This window comes from Inquilinus sp. CAU 1745 (assembly GCF_039839375.1).
In the GTDB taxonomy this organism is placed as follows: Bacteria; Pseudomonadota; Alphaproteobacteria; order DSM-16000; family Inquilinaceae; genus JBDOQU01.
Genome location: NZ_JBDOQU010000010.1, coordinates 75,191 through 91,791, shown reverse-complemented (window position 1 = coordinate 91,791; position 16,601 = coordinate 75,191). Strand labels below are relative to the sequence as shown.

The window sequence follows — 16,601 nt, the reverse complement described above, 5'->3', positions numbered from 1 at the left end:
GGGCTCACCCGCCCGCCGTCGCCGCGCGCACCCGTTTCGCCAGTTGGACGAGCGCGCGATCATGCACGCCCATCTCCTCCAGATGCTCGACGGTGTTGAAAAGATAGTCGGGGTTCGGGCCGTTCTGTCCGACCCCTCCGCCGATCACCGCCGCGGTATGGTCCAGATCCAGCCGTCCGCAATATTGGCAGTGCTTGCGGTCGACCACGAAGCAGCAGGCGGGCAGCCGTTCGATGCCGCCTTTCCCGTCCGGCAGCTCTATCCGCAAGAGGCTTGGCCGATAGACGCCGGTGACCATCTCGCGGTCCCAGAGATAGGCCAGCGTCCGGTCCATCCCCTCCGGCCTCGCCTTGAAGGCGAAGCCCCGGCAGGAGCCGCCCCGGTCGAGCCCGAGAACGAGGCCCGGCCGGTCCGGCGTCCCGCGATAGCGGTGGGAATAGACGCAGAACCGGCGATGATATCCGCGCAGCAGCGCCGGCCGACGCTCCATGAACTCGAAGCCCGGATTCCACATCAGGGAGCCATAGGCGAAAACCCAGAGCGGCTGGCCGGGAGGTACGCGGAGCGTGACCGTACGCGGGTCGGTGAAGTGCGGATCGCCCGTCGCCGGATCGATCATGACGGGCTGGGCGGGCGACAAATCGGTATCGGGACTCATGCCCCTTGATGTAATGGAAAGCAGTCCCGCGCGCCAGCCGCGACCCCGAAGGTCCCCGGCGCGTTTCCCTTTCCCGGCCTGAGAAGGACGCCCATGCGCCGCTTCAGCCGCTTCGCCCTCTTCGGTCTCGTCATCATCGCCGTCGCCTATGTCGGCTACTGGTTCTATGCCGCCTCCCTCGTCCGTTCGGGGATCGAGGACTGGATCATGGCCGAACGCCAGCGCGGCGCGACGGTGCAGGCGGGCGATATCAGCATCACCGGCTTCCCCTTCACGATCAACGCGTCCAGCCGGGACATCGCCATCACCCGGCCGGACGGACTGATGTGGGAAGCCAACGGCCTGACGGCCAGTGCGCTGCCCTGGTCATGGGAGAAGATCGACTTCACCCTGACCGGCGGCCAGCGGCTGGTCGCCCCCGGCCAGCCCATGATCACCGGCACGGCGCAGGGCGGCGAGGGGGAGGCGTGGATATCCCCCGAAGGCCGGATCATCGGCTTCAACGTGGCGCTGGACGAGGTCGTCGTGTCGGCCCCGCAGACGGCGGGGACGATCACGCTGGCCGGCGTCGATATCGGCTTCCACGAGGTCCCGTCGGGCGAGGGGGAAGGGCAGCCGGACCTCGTCATGTCGCTCGACGCGCGGGAGGCGGTGCTGCCCCAGACGCCGCTGTCGACGCTGGGCAACCGGGTCGAAAGCGCGGGGCTGGGCATCCGGATCACGGCACCCGTCCCTCAGGCCGCGCGCGCGCCGATGCTCGAGGTCTGGCGCGATTCGGGCGGGGAGGTGCTGGTCGACCGGCTGTCGCTCGATTGGGGGCCGCTGTCGCTGGACGGCGAAGGCCGGCTGACGCTCGATGAGGAGCTGCAGCCCGAAGGCGTGCTCAACGCGCGGGTCGCCGGCTTCGTGGAGTTGATCGACGGGTTGGCCGCCGAAGGCATCCTGGAGGATCGCGCCGCCAGCTTCGCCAAGGCCGGCCTCACCCTGCTGGCCGGCCCGGCCGGCGAAGACGGAACCGTCCGCCTCGCCGCCCCCATCGTCATCGAAAACGGCCACGCCTCCCTCGGCCCCGTCCCGCTGGGGCCGGTGCCCCGGATCGACTGGCGACGGTAGGGCGGCAGCGCCTCCCTCCCTCATGGTGAGCTTGTCGAACCATGTGTGCCCACGTCCTTCGACGGGCTCAGAGCCTGTGAATCTTTCGGCTGATGCGTGCTGGAATGTGATTGCCTGGGTGGGCAGGTTTTGATTCCCTGATCCGAGCGTTGTCATGGTTCGGCGAGGGGGCGATGGCTGAGGAGCTGTTCGAGGGATTCGCAGAGCATCGGGCTCCGGCGGCGGGTGCAGGCGGTGGCCGGCCTCGGCTTCGCGAGCCGGAGCGGGGCCAGATCGAGCTGCGTGCGCTGGACCTCGACAGCCTGATCGGGTCGGACCATCCGGCGCGGCTGTTCTGGGTCTATGTCGAGCGGCTCGACCTGTCGGTCCTGGAGGATCGGATCAAGGCCCGGGCGGGCCGGCCGGGGCACCCGCCGATCAGCCCCCGGCTGCTGCTGGCTTTATGGCTGTACGCGACCAGCCAGGGGGTGGGCAGCGCGCGCCTGCTGGCGGCGCTGTGCGAGCGCGATGACGGCTATCGCTGGCTGGCCGGGGGTGTGTCGGTGAACTACCACACGCTGTCGGACTTCCGGGTCGACCATCCCGACCTGCTGGACCGGCTGCTGGTCGAGCATGTCGCGGCGCTGGTCGCCGCCGGCGTCATCGATCTGGACACGCTGGCCCAGGACGGGCTGCGGGTCCGGGCCGGGGCGGGAGCATCGTCGTTCCGGCGTCGCGACACGGTGGCGCGGCATCTGGACGAGGCCCGGGCGCTGGTCGGGCGGCTCAAGCAGGAGGTGGCGGCCGACGCCGCGGCCAGCCAGCGCCGGCGCCAGGCGGCCGAGGCGCGGGCGGCGCGCGAGCGCGCGGCGCGGCTGGAAGCGGCCCTGACGGCGCTGGTTGGGATCGAGGCCAGGCGGGCGGCGGAGGCGGCCCGGCCGCGCCGGCGCAAGGCTGCGGCCAAAGCCGGAGCGAAGCCGCCGAAGAAGCCGAAGCCGCCGCGGGCCTCGACCACCGATGTCGAGGCGACGGTCATGAAGATGGCCGATGGGGGCTTCCGGCCGGCCTACAATTTGCAGATCGTCAGCGTCGCCGAACGTCAGATCGTCGTCGCCGTCGAGCCGCTGGCCAGCGGTTCGGATGGCGGCCTGATGCGGCCGATGCTCGAACGGGTCGAGGCCGCCTTCGGGCGCTGGCCCGAACGGCACCTGGCCGATGGCGGCTTCACCAAGAACGCCGACATCGAGTGGGCCTATGAGGAGGGCCGGGCGATCGCCGTGCACTGCCCGCCGATCCGGAACAGGCACAAGACCGACCCGTTCGCGCCGCGCGCCAGTGACGGCCCCGGCGTGCTGGCCTGGCGCCGGCGCATGGCCAGCGACGAGGGCAAGGCGGCCTACAGGCGCCGGGGCGTCTGCGAGTGCATCCATGCCCGGTGGCGCCACTGGAACCTCAACCGGTTCACCGTGCGCGGCCGCGCCAAGGTCAGGACCGTCTCGCTCTGGTTCGCCCTGGCCAACAACCTCCTCCAGGGCCAGCGCCTGATCGCCGCCGCCTGAACCCCAGCGAACCGCCCAAGGGGAGGCCCCACCCGCCGGTCATCGCCTCAACGGTCCGCCGCGCCCTATCAATCACCGGCCAGCACACCAATCCAAGACACCCAGGTCATGGTCGTCGCCGCGCGATACATTCACAAGCTCTCAGGATGAAGGAGGGTGGGATAAAACCCCTCCCAGCCAGCCTCACGCCTGATTGGCGTCGATGATGCCTCGGCGGATGGCGCGGGTACGGGTGAAGAGGTCCTGGAGCTTGTCGGCCTCGCCCCAGCGGATGGCGCGCTGGAGGGCGGTCAGGTCCTCGTTGAAGCGCTGGATGACGTTCAGCACGGCTTCCTTGTTGTTCAGGAAGACGTCGCGCCACATCACCGGATCAGAGGCCGCGATTCGAGTGAAGTCCCGGAAGCCGGTGGCGGAGAATTTGATGACCTCGGATTTGAGGTCGTCTTCCAGGTCCGTCGCGGTACCGACGATCGTGTAGGCGATCAGGTGCGGCAGGTGAGAGACGATCGCCAGCACCTGGTCGTGATGTTCCGCGTTCATCGTCTCGACGGTCGATCCCATGCCCTGCCACAGCCGCGTCAGCCGGTCGATTGCGGCCTCGTCCGCGCCGGGCGGCGGGGTCAGCAAGCAGAACCGCCCCTCGAACAGTTCCGCGAAGCCCGATTCCGGCCCCGAATGCTCCGTGCCCGCCAGCGGGTGGCCGGGGATGAAATGCACCGTCTCGGGCAACAGTGGGGCCAGGTCGCGGATGACCGATCCCTTCACCGACCCCACGTCGGTGACGATTGCGCCCTTCGCCAGCCCCGGCGCCATCGCCTCCGCCACCGATTTGTAGGAGCCGAGCGGCGTGCAGATCATCACGCAATCCGCCCCCGCCACCGCGACGGCGGGATCTTCATGGACGCTGTCGACGAATCCCAGTTCCAGCGCCTTGGCGCGGGTTTCCGCGCTGCGGGCATGGCCGGCGATCTCTCCCGCCAGCCCATGCTTTTTCACGGCCCGCGCGACGGAGGAGCCGATGAGGCCCAGGCCCAGCAGCGCCAGCCGCCGAAAGATCGGGGTATCGCTCACCGCCTCAACCCCCCAAGTGTCCGGACAGGAGTTCGACCAGAACGTCCATCTCCGCGTCCTGGCCGATGCTGACGCGCAGGCAGCCCGGCAGGCCGTAGGCGCCCATCTGCCTGACCAGCACGCCATGCCGCTTGAGGTGGAGCCGCGCCGCCTCCGCGTCCCGCCCGCCGAAATCGACCAGCAGGAAGTTGGCGACGGACGGGTGGACGGTCAGCCCCAGCGCCCTCAGCGCCTCGGCCGTCCGCTCACGGCAGGCCTCATTATGGGCGCGGCTGCGGTCGACGAACGCCATATCCTCCAGCGCTGCGAGGCCCGCCGCCTGCGCGGCGGCGCTGACGTTGAACGGCCCGCGCACCCGGTTCAGCACGTCGGCGATTCCCGCCGGGCAATAGCCCCAGCCGAGCCGGAGCGACCCCAGCCCGTGGATCTTGGAGAATGTCCGGGTCATCACGACATTGTCGAACCGGTCGACCAGGGCCGAGCCGTCGGCATAGTCGTTGCGGTTCATGTATTCGGCGTAGGCCGCGTCGATGACCAGGATGACGTTGGGCGGCAGGCCGGCATGCAGCCGCTCCATCTCCCCCGCCGAAAGATAGCTGCCGGTCGGGTTGTTCGGGTTGGCGATGAAGACCAGCTTCGTCCTCTCCGTCACCGCCGCCAGCATGGCGTCGACATCGGTGCGCAGATCGCGCTCCGGCGCGGCGACCGGAATCGCCCCGGCCGCTTTCGCGCTCAGGGGATACATCAGGAAGCCGTGGGCGCTGTAGACCACCTCGTCGCCCGGACCGACATAGCTCCGGACCAGCAGGCTGATGATCTCATCCGAGCCCGCGCCGCAGACGATCCGGTCGGCGTCCAGCCCGTAGCGCGCCGCCAGCGCCCGTCGCAAGGCGGTCGAGCCGCCGTCGGGGTAGCGGTGCAGATTATCCGCCTGCGCCAGATAGGCAGCCGCCGCCTTGGGCCCGGGACCGAATGCGCCTTCGTTGGACGCCAGCCGGATCAACCGGCCCAGCCGGTTGTCCGCCGCCTCGGCCGTCGATTCGCCGCCGACATAGGGGCTGATCTCCAGGATGCCCGGCCGGGGCGTGGGCTGCCGGGAAAGCTGCCGCACGGGCTCCATGACCGCGCCCACGGCTCAGGCGCCTCTTGTTGGCATCGGGGTGGCGAAGCCGCCGATCGTCACCGCCCGTTGCGCGGTGTCGCCGATCTTGTCGACCAGCCGCTCCAGCCGGTCGTCCTGCGCGCCTACGAAATCATCGACCTCCAGAAGCTGGAGCGGCGTCCCGTTCTCGCCTCCGACCTTCGTGTTCCAGAAGGAAAGCGGTACGAGCCCCGCCGCCTCGGCCGCATCCTTCAGCCTGCCGCGGCTGAGGTCGCCCGCCGTCTCGATCCCGATCAGCGTGTGATCGTCGCCCGTCGGCTCATAGGGGATCTGCGCGATCGCCAAAGCGGGGCGCTCCTCCCCCTTCTCCGCCCGGAGGAAGGGCAGCCGGGAGACGATGCGCGGCGACTTCCCGTCCTCGGCCATCAGCGCCGGCCACCACGGGTCGGGGTCGCTGTCGTCCGGCCAGGGGACGACGGCCACGGTCGCAGCCCCGTCCATCACCAGCCGGATGGCGGCCATCGGCGCGTTGACCGGGACGATCGGCGTCGTGCTGCCGTAATGGTCGCGCGCCACGTCCCACAGATCGTTGCCTTCCTGGGCGCAGACGGCGATGGCGAACGGCCCCTGGAGCCGGGTCGTGCCGGCCAGAAGCTCCCGCCACATGCGGATCAGGACCGCGAAGGGGAAGCGGCCGGTGTGCCGGCCGGCCAGGCGGCGCAGGATCTTCGCCTCCCGCGCCGGGCGCAGATAGACCCGCTCCTTCCCCTTGGCGGCGGCGATCTTCTCCACGATTCCCGCGCGGCGCATGATCAGGTCGTGGATCGAATCATCGATCTCGTCGACCTCGCGACGCAGATCGTCCAGCGCATTTTCAGGGGAGGACATCGGGACCTTATTCGACGCGGTTCGGGAAGCATGCATCTCAAGCGCACCATGGAACGCTCAAGGGGGGACTAGGAATAGTCCGCGCCCCAATCAAAAGCAAAGAAAACATCGGTATTTGCGGCCGGCCGACGGCGCTTCCCCGGCGGCCGCCTCCGGTCAGGAAACCGTTGACACCGAGGGTCGGGACCGCCCTTTCTACTCTCCCCTTTTCGCCGCCGCACCCGAAAGTCCCATCGAGGCATGACCCTGCCGGTCCATATCAGCGCCACCCCGGATGCAAGCCCGGTCCTGCCGGGCCACCGCGTCACGCTGGCCGCGGAAACGCCGATGAAGCTGGACAGCGGCGCGACCATCGGCCCCTTCACGGTCGCCTACCAGACCTACGGGACGCTGAACGCCGACCGGACGAACGCGATCCTGGTCTGCCACGCCCTGACCGGCGACCAGTATGTGATGGAGAGCCATCCGATCACCGGCAAGCCCGGCTGGTGGAGCATGACTGTCGGCCCCGGCCTGCCGATCGACACCGACCGCTATTTCGTGATCTGCGCCAACGTGCTGGGCGGCTGCATAGGCACCACCGGCCCGAAGGAGACCGACCCCGCCACCGGCAAGCCCTTCGGCGTCTCCTTCCCGGTCATCACCATCGCCGACATGGTGCGCGCACAGAGACTGCTGATCGACCATCTGGGCATCGACAGGCTGCTGGCCGTGATCGGCGGCTCCATGGGCGGCATGCAGGTGCTGCAATGGGCGGTCAGCTACCCCGACAGGCTGCACGCCGCCGTGCCGATCGCCGCCGCCGCCCGCCACTCCGCCCAGAACATCGCCTTCCACGAGGTCGGGCGCCAGGCGATCATGGCCGATCCGGACTGGCGGGGCGGCGACTATTACGGCACCGGCGCCAAGCCGACGCGCGGCCTGTCGGTCGCCCGGATGGCGGCCCACATCACCTATCTGTCGGAACCCGCGCTGCACCGGAAGTTCGGCCGCAACCTCCAGGACCGCCAGTCGCTCAGCTACGGCTTCGACGCCGATTTCCAGGTCGAAAGCTACCTCCGCCACCAGGGGATCACCTTCGTCGACCGGTTCGACGCCAACTCCTACCTCTACATCACGCGGGCGATGGATTATTTCGATCTCGCCCGCGACCATGACGGCGCGCTGCATCGCGCCTTCAAGGGGAAGGACGTCCGGTTCTGCCTGATCTCCTTCTCGTCGGACTGGCTGTTCCCGACCTCGGAGAGCCGCGCCATCGTCCATGCGCTGAACGCCGTCGCCGGCAATGTCAGCTTCGTGGAGGTCGAGAGCGACAAGGGCCATGACGCCTTCCTGCTGGACGAGCCCGAGTTCGCCCGCGTGCTGGGCGGCTTCCTGAAAGGGCAGGCGGACCGCATCGGCCTGAAAGGCGCTTCTTGACCATGCCCCGCGATCTTGCCCTCCCCGCCGCCGCCGCCGTTCGGGCCGACCTTCGCCTGATCGCCGACATGGTTGCGCCGGACAGCCGCGTGCTGGACATCGGCTGCGGCGACGGCGATCTGCTGGACGCGCTGGCTCACGCCAAGGGCGTCGACGGGCGGGGCATCGAGCTGTCGATGGCCGGCGTCCATGCCTGCGTCAGCCGCGGCCTTTCGGTCATCCAGGGCGACGCCGACACCGACCTGGCGGACTATCCTGAGGGCGCGTTCGACTACGCCATCCTCAGCCAGACGCTCCAGGCGATGCGCGACCCGCGCGGCGTGCTGGAGAATCTGGTCCGCATCGGCCGCCACGCCATCGTCAGCTTCCCGAATTTCGGCTATTGGCGGGTGCGGATGGAACTGCTGCTGCGCGGCCGGATGCCGGTGACGCAGCAACTGATCTATCAATGGTACGAAACGCCCAACATCCATTTCTGCACAATCGAGGATTTCGCCTCGCTGGCCCGTGAGGTCGGCGTGGCGGTGGACCGCTGCGCCATACTGGACGGCAAGGGCGGGCTGGTCGCCTCCCGGCCGAGCTGGCGGGCCAACTGGCTGGGCGAGCAGGCTGTCTTCCTGCTGAAGCGGGGCTAGCCTCTATCCGCCCCGCGTCGCGACCGGCGCCGTCTGGCGGGCCGGCATCAGGACCGGCCGGTGGCGGCGGACCTTCCGGGCGGGCGAAAGCTGGTAGAGCTGCTTCGATGCCTCGATCATGACGACGCCGGCGAAGCCCTGGAACCAGCGCGCACCGATCTCCTCCCAGGCGGGGGCGGAACTCAAGAGGAAGCGCGACCGGACCGGCGGCATGTAGAGCGCGCGGGCAGAACGCTGCGGCACAAAGCGGTTGTCGCGCAGCATCCGGGAAAGCTGCGACGCGCTGTAGGGTCGGCCATGGCCGAAAGGCGTGCGATCGGTCCGCGCCCAGATGCCCCGCCGGTTGGGTGCGACGACCAGCAGGCGACCGCCGCCGGCCAGCACCCGCCAGCATTCGCGCATCAGCCCGGCCAGATTCTCCGTCACCTCCAGCCCGTGGACCAGCACGATCCGGTCGATGGAGGTGTCCTGGAACGGCAACTCCGTCTCCTCCACCAGCGCGTTCAGCCCAAGCCCGTCCTCCGGCCAGCGCACCACGCCCTGACGGGACGGCATGACGGACAGCACGCGCTCGGCCTCTCCCCGGAAGGGGCGGAGGAAGGGCGGCGCGTAGCCGACGCCCAGCACAACCTGGCCCTTCACGTCGGGCCACAGCAGCCTGACGCGCCGACGGATCATCCGCCGGGCGACCTGGCCCAGATTGCCCTCGTAGAATTCCCTCAGATCGACGACATCATTGTACATCGGCGCGCCCCCGCACGACCCGGCTAACGTTTACCTGTCATCAAATGTCATCATTTGTCATCATCCGGGCAAATCTATCCCGTTTCCTTCTAGGAAAATCGTCTTCAAGCCAGCCATGTTCAAGTGCCCTCTTGCCGGGTTCCGGGCGGCTTGGCATGGTCGGAGCTGGTTCCATCGCACTAGAAGGTGAGTCGAACGACCGATGGCCGCGCTTGAGACGATCGTCCTTCCCGCGCTCAGCGACAATTACGTCTACCTGCTGCGCGATGGCGGGACCGGCGCGGTCGCCGTGGTCGATCCAGGCGAGGCCGCGCCCGTCGAGGCGGCGCTGGAGGAGCGGGGCTGGACGCTCGACCTCATCATCAACACCCACCACCATGCCGACCATACCGGCGGCAATAGCGCGCTGAAGCGCCGCTATGGCGCGCGTATCGCCGGGCCGAAGGCCGACGCCCACCGGATCGAGGGGCTGGATTTGCCGCTGGCCGAAGGCGACAGGATCGCCGTCGGCAAGCATGAGGCGCGGGTGATCGAGACGCCGGGCCATACCAGCGGCCATATCTCCCTCTGGTTCGGGGAGGCCGGCGCGCTGTTCTGCGCCGACACGCTGTTCGCGCTGGGCTGCGGCCGCCTCATGGAAGGCACGCCCGCCCAGATGTGGGAAAGCCTCCGCCGGCTGCGCGCCCTGCCGGACGGCACGAATGTCTACTGCGGCCATGAGTATACGCAAGCCAACGCGCGATTCGCGCTCACCGTCGATCCGGACAATCCCGACCTCCAGGCCCGCGCGGCGGAGATCGACCGGCTGCGCGCGGCGGGCCGGCCGACCGTGCCCTCGAAGCTGGGGGTGGAGAAGAAAACCAACCCGTTCCTGCGCGCCGACGATCCGGATCTAGCCCGGTCGCTGGGCCATGAGGGCGACCCCGTCGCCGCCTTCGCGGAACTTCGTTCCCGCAAGGACAGTTTCCGACCCTGAACCATAAGGACCCCACGCCCATGTACACGCTGCGCGGCAGCCTCACCTCCCCCTATGTCCGCAAGAGCCTCGCGCTCGCCGTCGAGACCGGCCTGCGCGACCGGATCGAGTTCCAGAAGACCGACCCCTGGGCGGCCGACACCGACCTGGGCGATACCAACCCGCTGGGCAAGATCCCGGCGCTGGTCGGCGGCGGGCTGGAGAGCGCGCTCTTCGACAGCCCGGTCATCTGCGAATATCTGGACGGCCAGCATGGCGGCCGCCGCTTCTTCCCCGCCGAGGGGCCGGCGCGTTGGAAGGCGCTGCGCCTCCAGGCGATCGGCGACGGCATCGCCGACGCCGCGATCTCCCGGCTTCTGGACACGAGACGGCCGGAAGCCCAGCAATCGGCCGACTGGCAGAAGCGCCAGAAGACCGCGATCGCCCGCGCCTGCGACGTGCTGGAGAAGGAAGCGGCCGATCTGGAGGGCGAACCGACCATCGGCACGCTGGCCGTGGCGGTCGCTCTAGGCTACCTCGACCTGCGCTGGAGCCAGGACAATTGGCGCGACGGGCGTCCAGCCCTCGCCGGATGGTTCGAGACCTTCAATGCTCGCCCGTCCATGACAGAGACGGCCGTGGCCTGATGACCATGGCGGCGGAGCCGATCGGCGACCGCGTGTTGCGCGGGATCGGCTTCGCCGTCCTGACTTTCGGCCTGTTTTCGGCCAGCGACGCCACCGTGAAGTGGCTGAGCGCCGATTATTCGATCTTCCAGATCCTGTTCTTCTCCACCGTCACCGCCTTCCTGCCGGTCGGCGCCTTCGTGATGGCGAGCGGCGGGCTGGCGACGGTGAAGCCGCGCTATCCCGGCCTCGTCTGGCTGCGCAGCTTCCTCGTCACCGGGACCGCGATCTTCACCGTGCTGGGCTTTTCCTTCCTGCCGCTGACGGAAGGCTACGCCATCATCTTCTCCGGCCCCCTGATCGTCACGGTGATGTCGGTCCTGTTCCTGAAGGAGAGCGTGGGCTGGCACCGCTGGGCGGCCGTCTTCGTCGGCTTCCTCGGCGTTCTGGTCATGCTGCGGCCGGGCTTCCAGGAAATCAGCTTCGGCCATGTCTGCGCACTGATCGCGACGACCCTGTTCGCGGCGTCCAACATCGTCCTGCGCCGGATGGGGCGGGGGGAGAATATCGGCGCGCTGCTGATCATCCTTCTGGTCAGCACGCTGATCGTCACCGGCCCTGTGATGGCGGCGGTGTGGACGACGCCGACCCTGCCCCACCTCGCCACCATGTGCCTGGCCGGCCTGTTCGCCGGCAGCGCGCAGATCTTCCTGGTGGCGGCGTTCCGCGAGGCGCCGGTCGCCGCCGTCACCCCCTTCCAGTACACGCAGATGATATGGGCGGTCGTGCTGGGCTATCTGCTGTTCGGCGACCGGCCGCATTTCTTCACCATGACGGGCGCCGCGATCGTCATCGCCAGCGGCCTCTACCTGCTGTGGCGGGAGAGCCGGGCGGAGGAGAGGGCGCGCCCCTGACGGGAGGCATCCATGGATATCGACGCCTATCTGCGCCGGATCGGCTGGACCGGCGCGGTGGACCCGACGCCGGAGACGCTGTCGGCGCTCGTCGCGCGGCATGTGGCGTCCATCCCGTTCGAGAACCTGAACCCCTTCCTGGGCCTGCCGGTCGATCTCGACCCCGTGGCGCTGGAGGAGAAGCTGGTTCGGAACCGGCGCGGCGGCTATTGCTTCGAACAGAACGCCCTTTTCGCGCTGGCGCTGGAGGCGCTGGGGTTCCGGGCATCGGGGCTGGCGGCGCGGGTCCTGTGGAACGGGCCGGAGGACGCCATCACCCCGCGCAGCCATATGCTGCTGCGCGTCGAACTGGAAGGCCGCACCCATCTGGCCGATGTCGGCTTCGGCGGCAACACGCCCACCGGGCCGCTGCTGCTTGAGGAAGGGATGGAGCAGGAGACGCCGCACGAGCCGTACCGCCTGATCCCCCATGACGGCGACTGGCGTCTCCACGCCAGGATCGGGAAGGAATGGAAGGCGCTCTATCGGTTCGATTTGCAGCGGCAGTATCCAGTCGACTACGCCGCCGCCAACTATTTCCTGTCGACCAGCCCCTCATCGCATTTCGTGACCGGCCTTGTCGCGGCGCGGGCTGTCGAAGGCAGGCGTCTGGCGCTGCGCGGCCGCGATTTCGCCACCCATCATATGGACGGCCGGACGGAGCGGCGGCGGCTGGAAAGCGCCGACGAGATCATCGAGACGCTGGACCGCGACTTCCTGATCACGCCCCCGCCGGTCGCGGACCTTCGCGCCAGGCTCGACAGTATCGCCTGACGACTACTGGCCCGGGCACTGGCGCTCGAACAGCGCCATCACCTGCTCGTTCAGCCAGGCATCGGCGCTCGCCTGCCCGTTGGACTGCACGCGCTGGACATATTCGGGCTCAAGCTCCTGCCGCGCCTGCTCCTTCTCCTCCTCCGTCGGCACGCAGGACGCAGTGTCGCTCCCCATGCCGCCCAGGATGGAATCCACCTCGGCCTGAGGGGACTGGTTGGTCGAATCCGTGGCCTGGGCCGCCGCCGGCGCGGCCATCGCCATCACCGTCAGGCCGGCCAGCCATCCGAACATCGTCCGTTTCATGATCCTGCCCTCCTCGCTCGACCAGAACGACGGACAAGTATGAATGTCATACCGGACCTGATCCATTACCCATACGGCGTCAGCCGGAAGCGTCGACATTCCCCGTCGGCGCAATGCCCGGATCAGTCCTTCAGCCGCGCCGCGATCAGCAGGAACATCGGCCGGTCGCGCTCCTCCGCCCATTCGGGGTGGGCCGCGAGCTGCTCGTCCGTCGGCGACCATTCCTCGACATGGCGGATCTCGAAACCCAGCCCGATCAGCAGGTTGAGCCAGGTTCCGATGGTCCGGTGGTGCTTGACCACGCCCGGGGCCAGCCAGTCGGTGGTGCGCGGTCCTTCGACGCTGTAGCCGTTGAGCGGCCAGGCCCGGTTCCCGGCCTCGTCTACCGACCATCCCGGGCGGGCCGACGCCATGAAGATCGGATGTTCGACGGAGAACACCATCTCCGACCCCGGCCGGAGGGCGCGGCGCACCTGGCCCAAGAGACGCCCCGCATCGGCGACATAGTGCAGTGCCAGCGAGCTGTAGGCGAAGTCGAACGGGGCCTCGGGCAGTTCCAGCCGGTCCAGATCCGCCCGCTCATAGGCGATGGCGGTATCGGGCGTCTCCGCCCGGGCCCGCGTCAGCATCTTCTCCGACAGATCCAGTCCCAGCACATGGGCCGCTCCCTGCCCCGCCGCCCAGCGGCAGAACCAGCCGAACCCGCAACCGAGGTCGAGAACCTTCAGACCGCGCAGATCCGGAATCAGCGCCCGCAGAGACGGCCATTCCGCCGCCCCCTCCAGCCCTTCGACCGAGCGGCCCAGACGGCTGTAATTCTCGAAGAACTCCGGGGAGTCATAGATGTTCTGGGCCATCGGCCGCGCCTTCGATGCATCGTTCATGGGTAACCAACGTTAAGGATTGGGTCGGTAAATTAGGATTACCTGTATTGCCCGAACAGCATGACATGCCCGCCGCATCCCATCGAGGACCGATGACCAAGCTCCGGACCGGAATCGACGCCCGGCCATCGGCGGCCGGCTCGCCGCCGGAAGGCATCCTGCGCAAGACCGAGGAGCGGCTGCGGGCGATCCTGGACGCCGCCCCGGACGCGGTCATAACGATCGACAGCGGCGGGCTGGTCGTCGACCTGAACCAGACGGCCGAGCGCATGTTCGGCTATCCGCCCGAACGGGCCATCGGCCGCGCCATCGCCGACCTGATCATCCCGGCGCGGTACCGGGAGGCTCACAGGCACGGCCTGGCCAACTACCTCGCGACCGGCCAGAGCGCCATGCTCGATCGGCGGATAGAGGTCTCCGCCAGCCGGGCGGACGGGTCTGAATTCCCCGTGGAGTTGGCGATCGGCGCCTTCGTGCTGGACGGGGAGCAGTTCTTCACCGCGCGGCTGCGCGACATCACCGACCGCAAGCGGACCGAAGAGGCCATCACCCAGGCAAGAAATGCGGCCGAGGAAGCCAACCGCTCGAAATCGGAGTTCCTGGCCAATATGAGCCATGAGCTGCGCACGCCGCTCAACGCCATCATCGGCTTCACCGAAGCGCTCCATGCGGAGATGTTCGGGCCGATGGACGCCAGGCAGCGCGACTATCTGGCCGACGTGCTGGGCTCCGGCCATTACCTGCTGGCGATCATCAACGACATACTGGACCTTTCGAAGATCGAGGCCGGAAGGCTGGACCTGTCGCCGTCGCCGGTCGACGTTGCGGCGATGCTGCGGGATTGCCTGGCGCTTGTCAGGGAGCGCGCGCTGGAGAAGCGCATCCGTATCGCGCTGGAGGCACAGGACGGCATGCCGCCGCTCAATGCCGACAAGCTGCGGCTGAAGCAGATCGCGCTGAATCTCCTGTCGAACGCCCTCAAATTCACGCCCGAAGGCGGCGAGATCGCCGTTTCCGCCCGCCCCGCGCCGGATGGCGGCATGGAGGTCGCGGTCAGGGACACCGGCATCGGGATGAGCCGCGACCATGTGGCGTTGGCGATGCAGCCCTTCGGCCAGGTGGAGAATTCCTTCACCCGCCGCCATGACGGCACCGGCCTCGGCCTGCCGCTGGTCAACAAGCTCGTCGCCATGCATCAGGGCACGGTCGACATAGCAAGCGAGATCGGCCGCGGCACGACCGTCACCATACGCTTCCCCGAGGAAAGGCTGGCGAGGTGAGGCCTATTGTTTGCTTGGTTGGTCATTCCGGACTTGATCCGGAATCCATGGGACCTTGCCGTTTCACCGGGGGCGAAGGAGGAGGCACCGTCCTGGCGGCCATCGACACCGTATGGATGCTGGATCAGGTCCAGCATGACATTGTTTTTGTTGGTCATTCCGGACTTGATCCGGAATCCATGAGTCGTTTCCGCCTCACCGCCGGAGAAGGACCGGGCGCGGTCTCGTCCGGCATGACGGCGTTGGGAGGCGAGGAAAGGCGAGCATGATCCCGTCGCCATTTCGGATCGACGGCGGCGGAAGCGTCTCCTAAGCTGGCGGCGGTCCTTCCAACCCTGCGGTTCCCCTCATGAGCATCCCCGGCGACGGCCTTCATCAGCTTCTCATCGTCTACGCCGCCTATGTGGTGGCGGTGGCGAGCCCCGGCCCCAGCGTCCTGGCGATCATGGGCGTGGCCATGAGGCAGGGCAGGGTTCCGGCGCTGACGCTGGCCGCGGGGGTGATGACCGGGTCGGTCTTCTGGGCGTCCTCGGCGGCGCTCGGCCTGTCCACCCTCCTCGCCAGCTATGCCTCGGCGCTCCAGATCATCAAGGTGGCGGGCGGGCTCTATCTTCTCTTCCTCGCCTTCAAGGCGATACGATCGGCATTGCGGCCGGATAGCCCGACGCCGGAGGGCGAGGCCGCCCCCGCCCGGGAGAGCAACGGCGCGCTCTACCGCCGCGGGTTGATGCTGCATCTGGCGAACCCCAAGGCCGTTCTCGCCTGGATCGCCATCATGGCGATCGGCCTGAAGCCGGACAGTCCCGCCTACATCCTGCCCGCCATCCTCGTGGGCTGCGGCGTGCTGGGAACGTCGATCTGCTGCGGCTATGCGATCCTGTTCTCGACCCGGCGCGCCGTCCGCCTCTACCAGAGCGCCCGGCGCTGGATCGAGGGGACGATGGCGCTGTTCTTCGGTGGGGCCGCCCTGCGCCTGCTGGCGTTCAGGGTCTGACAGGCGCATTTCGACCCGAAAAGGAGACGCCTCGGATGGATCAACTTTCGCATATCGGCCTGGCATACGCGGCCGTCGCGGTCGGACTGCTCAGTCCCGGTCCGAACATCCTGTCGGTCATCGGAACGTCGATGAGCGTGAGCCGGAAGGCGGGCATCGCCCTGGCGCTCGGCATCTCCCTCGGCTCGTTCCTGTGGGCGACGCTGACGGCGATAGGGCTCACCGCGCTCCTCTCCGCCTACGCATCTGTCCTGGCGGTCATCAAGATCGCGGGCGGACTCTATCTCCTCTGGCTCGCGTTCAAGGCGTTCCGGTCGGCGGCGTCGGCCGCGCCGCCGGAAGGCCCGGAACTACAGGCCGGGCGGCCGCTCCGCTTCTTCATGCGCGGGCTGACGATCCAGATGACGAACCCGAAGGCGGCGCTGTCCTGGATCGCGGTCATGTCGCTGGGGCTTGGCGCGTCCGCGCCGGCATCGGTCGCCATGGTCATCGTCGTCGGCACGACGGTCCTGTCCATCGTAGGGCACGTCCTCTATGCGATGGCCTTTTCGACCGACCGGGTCGTCGTCCTTTATCTGCGGGCGCGCCGGGGCATCGAGGCGGCGCTTGGCGTCTTCTTCACCTTCGCCGGGCTGAAGCTGCTGACCTCCCGCACCTGAGC

At 68.4% G+C, this 16,601-nt stretch carries 19 protein-coding genes; 12 read left to right on the top strand and 7 right to left on the bottom strand.

Annotated elements, in window-relative coordinates:
* Positions 1-4 precede the first annotated feature (4 nt).
* The gene (locus AAFN89_RS13225) at positions 5-658 is read right to left on the bottom strand and encodes a gamma-glutamylcyclotransferase (RefSeq protein ID WP_347539535.1); all 654 of its coding nucleotides are present in this window, start codon (positions 656-658) and stop codon (positions 5-7) included.
* Between the two features lie 93 nt (positions 659-751).
* On the opposite strand from AAFN89_RS13225, the gene AAFN89_RS13220 reads away from it, so the two are divergent.
* Entirely contained in the window at positions 752-1,771 is a 1,020-nt protein-coding gene (locus tag AAFN89_RS13220; protein ID WP_347539534.1) for a DUF2125 domain-containing protein, read from the top strand.
* A 173-nt stretch (positions 1,772-1,944) separates the two neighbouring features.
* Entirely contained in the window at positions 1,945-3,309 is a 1,365-nt protein-coding gene (locus AAFN89_RS13215) for an IS1182 family transposase (protein ID WP_347539533.1), read from the top strand.
* Between the two features lie 183 nt (positions 3,310-3,492).
* On the opposite strand, the gene AAFN89_RS13210 is transcribed toward AAFN89_RS13215, so the two are convergent.
* The 3 genes from AAFN89_RS13210 to AAFN89_RS13200 are packed head-to-tail and all read right to left on the bottom strand — an operon-like array spanning position 3,493 to position 6,370.
* Complete coding sequence (locus AAFN89_RS13210) at positions 3,493-4,380, bottom strand: prephenate/arogenate dehydrogenase family protein (RefSeq protein ID WP_347539532.1); 888 nt, start codon at positions 4,378-4,380, stop codon at positions 3,493-3,495.
* Between the two features lie 4 nt (positions 4,381-4,384).
* The gene (gene hisC, locus AAFN89_RS13205; RefSeq protein WP_347539593.1) at positions 4,385-5,500 is read right to left on the bottom strand and encodes a histidinol-phosphate transaminase; all 1,116 of its coding nucleotides are present in this window, start codon (positions 5,498-5,500) and stop codon (positions 4,385-4,387) included.
* A gap of 15 nt (positions 5,501-5,515) precedes the next feature.
* Entirely contained in the window at positions 5,516-6,370 is an 855-nt protein-coding gene (locus AAFN89_RS13200; RefSeq protein WP_347539531.1) for a chorismate mutase, read from the bottom strand.
* Positions 6,371-6,610: 240 nt separating this feature from the next.
* On the opposite strand from AAFN89_RS13200, the gene AAFN89_RS13195 reads away from it, so the two are divergent.
* Together AAFN89_RS13195 and metW are read left to right on the top strand one after the other, a co-directional pair.
* Positions 6,611-7,789 (top strand): homoserine O-acetyltransferase, encoded by a 1,179-nt coding sequence (locus AAFN89_RS13195; RefSeq protein ID WP_347539530.1) that lies wholly within the window; start codon positions 6,611-6,613, stop codon positions 7,787-7,789.
* 2 nt (positions 7,790-7,791) lie between these two features.
* Positions 7,792-8,424, top strand: a complete 633-nt coding sequence (metW, locus tag AAFN89_RS13190) for a methionine biosynthesis protein MetW (protein ID WP_347539529.1) — start codon at positions 7,792-7,794, stop codon at positions 8,422-8,424.
* Between the two features lie 3 nt (positions 8,425-8,427).
* Here the strand turns inward: metW and AAFN89_RS13185 are convergent, their stop codons facing one another.
* Entirely contained in the window at positions 8,428-9,168 is a 741-nt protein-coding gene (locus AAFN89_RS13185) for a methyltransferase domain-containing protein (protein ID WP_347539528.1), read from the bottom strand.
* Between the two features lie 202 nt (positions 9,169-9,370).
* On the opposite strand from AAFN89_RS13185, the gene gloB reads away from it, so the two are divergent.
* From gloB to AAFN89_RS13165, 4 genes are read left to right on the top strand one after another with little or no spacing between them, the layout of a single operon-like run.
* Entirely contained in the window at positions 9,371-10,144 is a 774-nt protein-coding gene (gloB, locus tag AAFN89_RS13180) for a hydroxyacylglutathione hydrolase (protein ID WP_347539527.1), read from the top strand.
* 20 nt (positions 10,145-10,164) lie between these two features.
* Complete coding sequence (locus AAFN89_RS13175; RefSeq protein ID WP_347539526.1) at positions 10,165-10,770, top strand: glutathione S-transferase N-terminal domain-containing protein; 606 nt, start codon at positions 10,165-10,167, stop codon at positions 10,768-10,770.
* Positions 10,770-11,663 (top strand): DMT family transporter, encoded by an 894-nt coding sequence (locus AAFN89_RS13170; protein ID WP_347539525.1) that lies wholly within the window; start codon positions 10,770-10,772, stop codon positions 11,661-11,663. Before AAFN89_RS13175 ends, AAFN89_RS13170 begins: the two co-directional genes overlap by 1 nt.
* A 12-nt stretch (positions 11,664-11,675) precedes the next feature.
* Complete coding sequence (locus AAFN89_RS13165) at positions 11,676-12,476, top strand: arylamine N-acetyltransferase (RefSeq protein ID WP_347539524.1); 801 nt, start codon at positions 11,676-11,678, stop codon at positions 12,474-12,476.
* A 3-nt stretch (positions 12,477-12,479) separates the two neighbouring features.
* Here AAFN89_RS13165 and AAFN89_RS13160 read toward each other — a convergent pair whose 3' ends face one another.
* Together AAFN89_RS13160 and AAFN89_RS13155 are read right to left on the bottom strand one after the other, a co-directional pair.
* Positions 12,480-12,782, bottom strand: coding sequence for a hypothetical protein (locus AAFN89_RS13160; protein WP_347539523.1), 303 nt, complete (start codon positions 12,780-12,782; stop codon positions 12,480-12,482).
* A 122-nt stretch (positions 12,783-12,904) separates the two neighbouring features.
* Complete coding sequence (locus AAFN89_RS13155; RefSeq protein ID WP_347539522.1) at positions 12,905-13,666, bottom strand: class I SAM-dependent methyltransferase; 762 nt, start codon at positions 13,664-13,666, stop codon at positions 12,905-12,907.
* Between the two features lie 92 nt (positions 13,667-13,758).
* On the opposite strand from AAFN89_RS13155, the gene AAFN89_RS13150 reads away from it, so the two are divergent.
* The 4 genes from AAFN89_RS13150 (at position 13,759) to AAFN89_RS13135 (ending at position 16,599) form a co-directional block, all read left to right on the top strand.
* Entirely contained in the window at positions 13,759-14,946 is a 1,188-nt protein-coding gene (locus AAFN89_RS13150) for an ATP-binding protein (protein WP_347539521.1), read from the top strand.
* A 116-nt stretch (positions 14,947-15,062) separates the two neighbouring features.
* The gene (locus tag AAFN89_RS13145; RefSeq protein WP_347539520.1) at positions 15,063-15,215 is read left to right on the top strand and encodes a hypothetical protein; all 153 of its coding nucleotides are present in this window, start codon (positions 15,063-15,065) and stop codon (positions 15,213-15,215) included.
* Positions 15,216-15,295: 80 nt separating this feature from the next.
* On the top strand, positions 15,296-15,940 hold the full coding sequence (locus AAFN89_RS13140; RefSeq protein ID WP_347539519.1) for a LysE family translocator: 645 nt from the start codon (positions 15,296-15,298) through the stop codon (positions 15,938-15,940).
* Positions 15,941-15,975: 35 nt separating this feature from the next.
* A complete protein-coding gene (locus tag AAFN89_RS13135; RefSeq protein WP_347539518.1) occupies positions 15,976-16,599 on the top strand; it encodes a LysE family translocator in 624 nt (207 codons plus the stop codon).
* Positions 16,600-16,601: the final 2 nt, after the last annotated feature.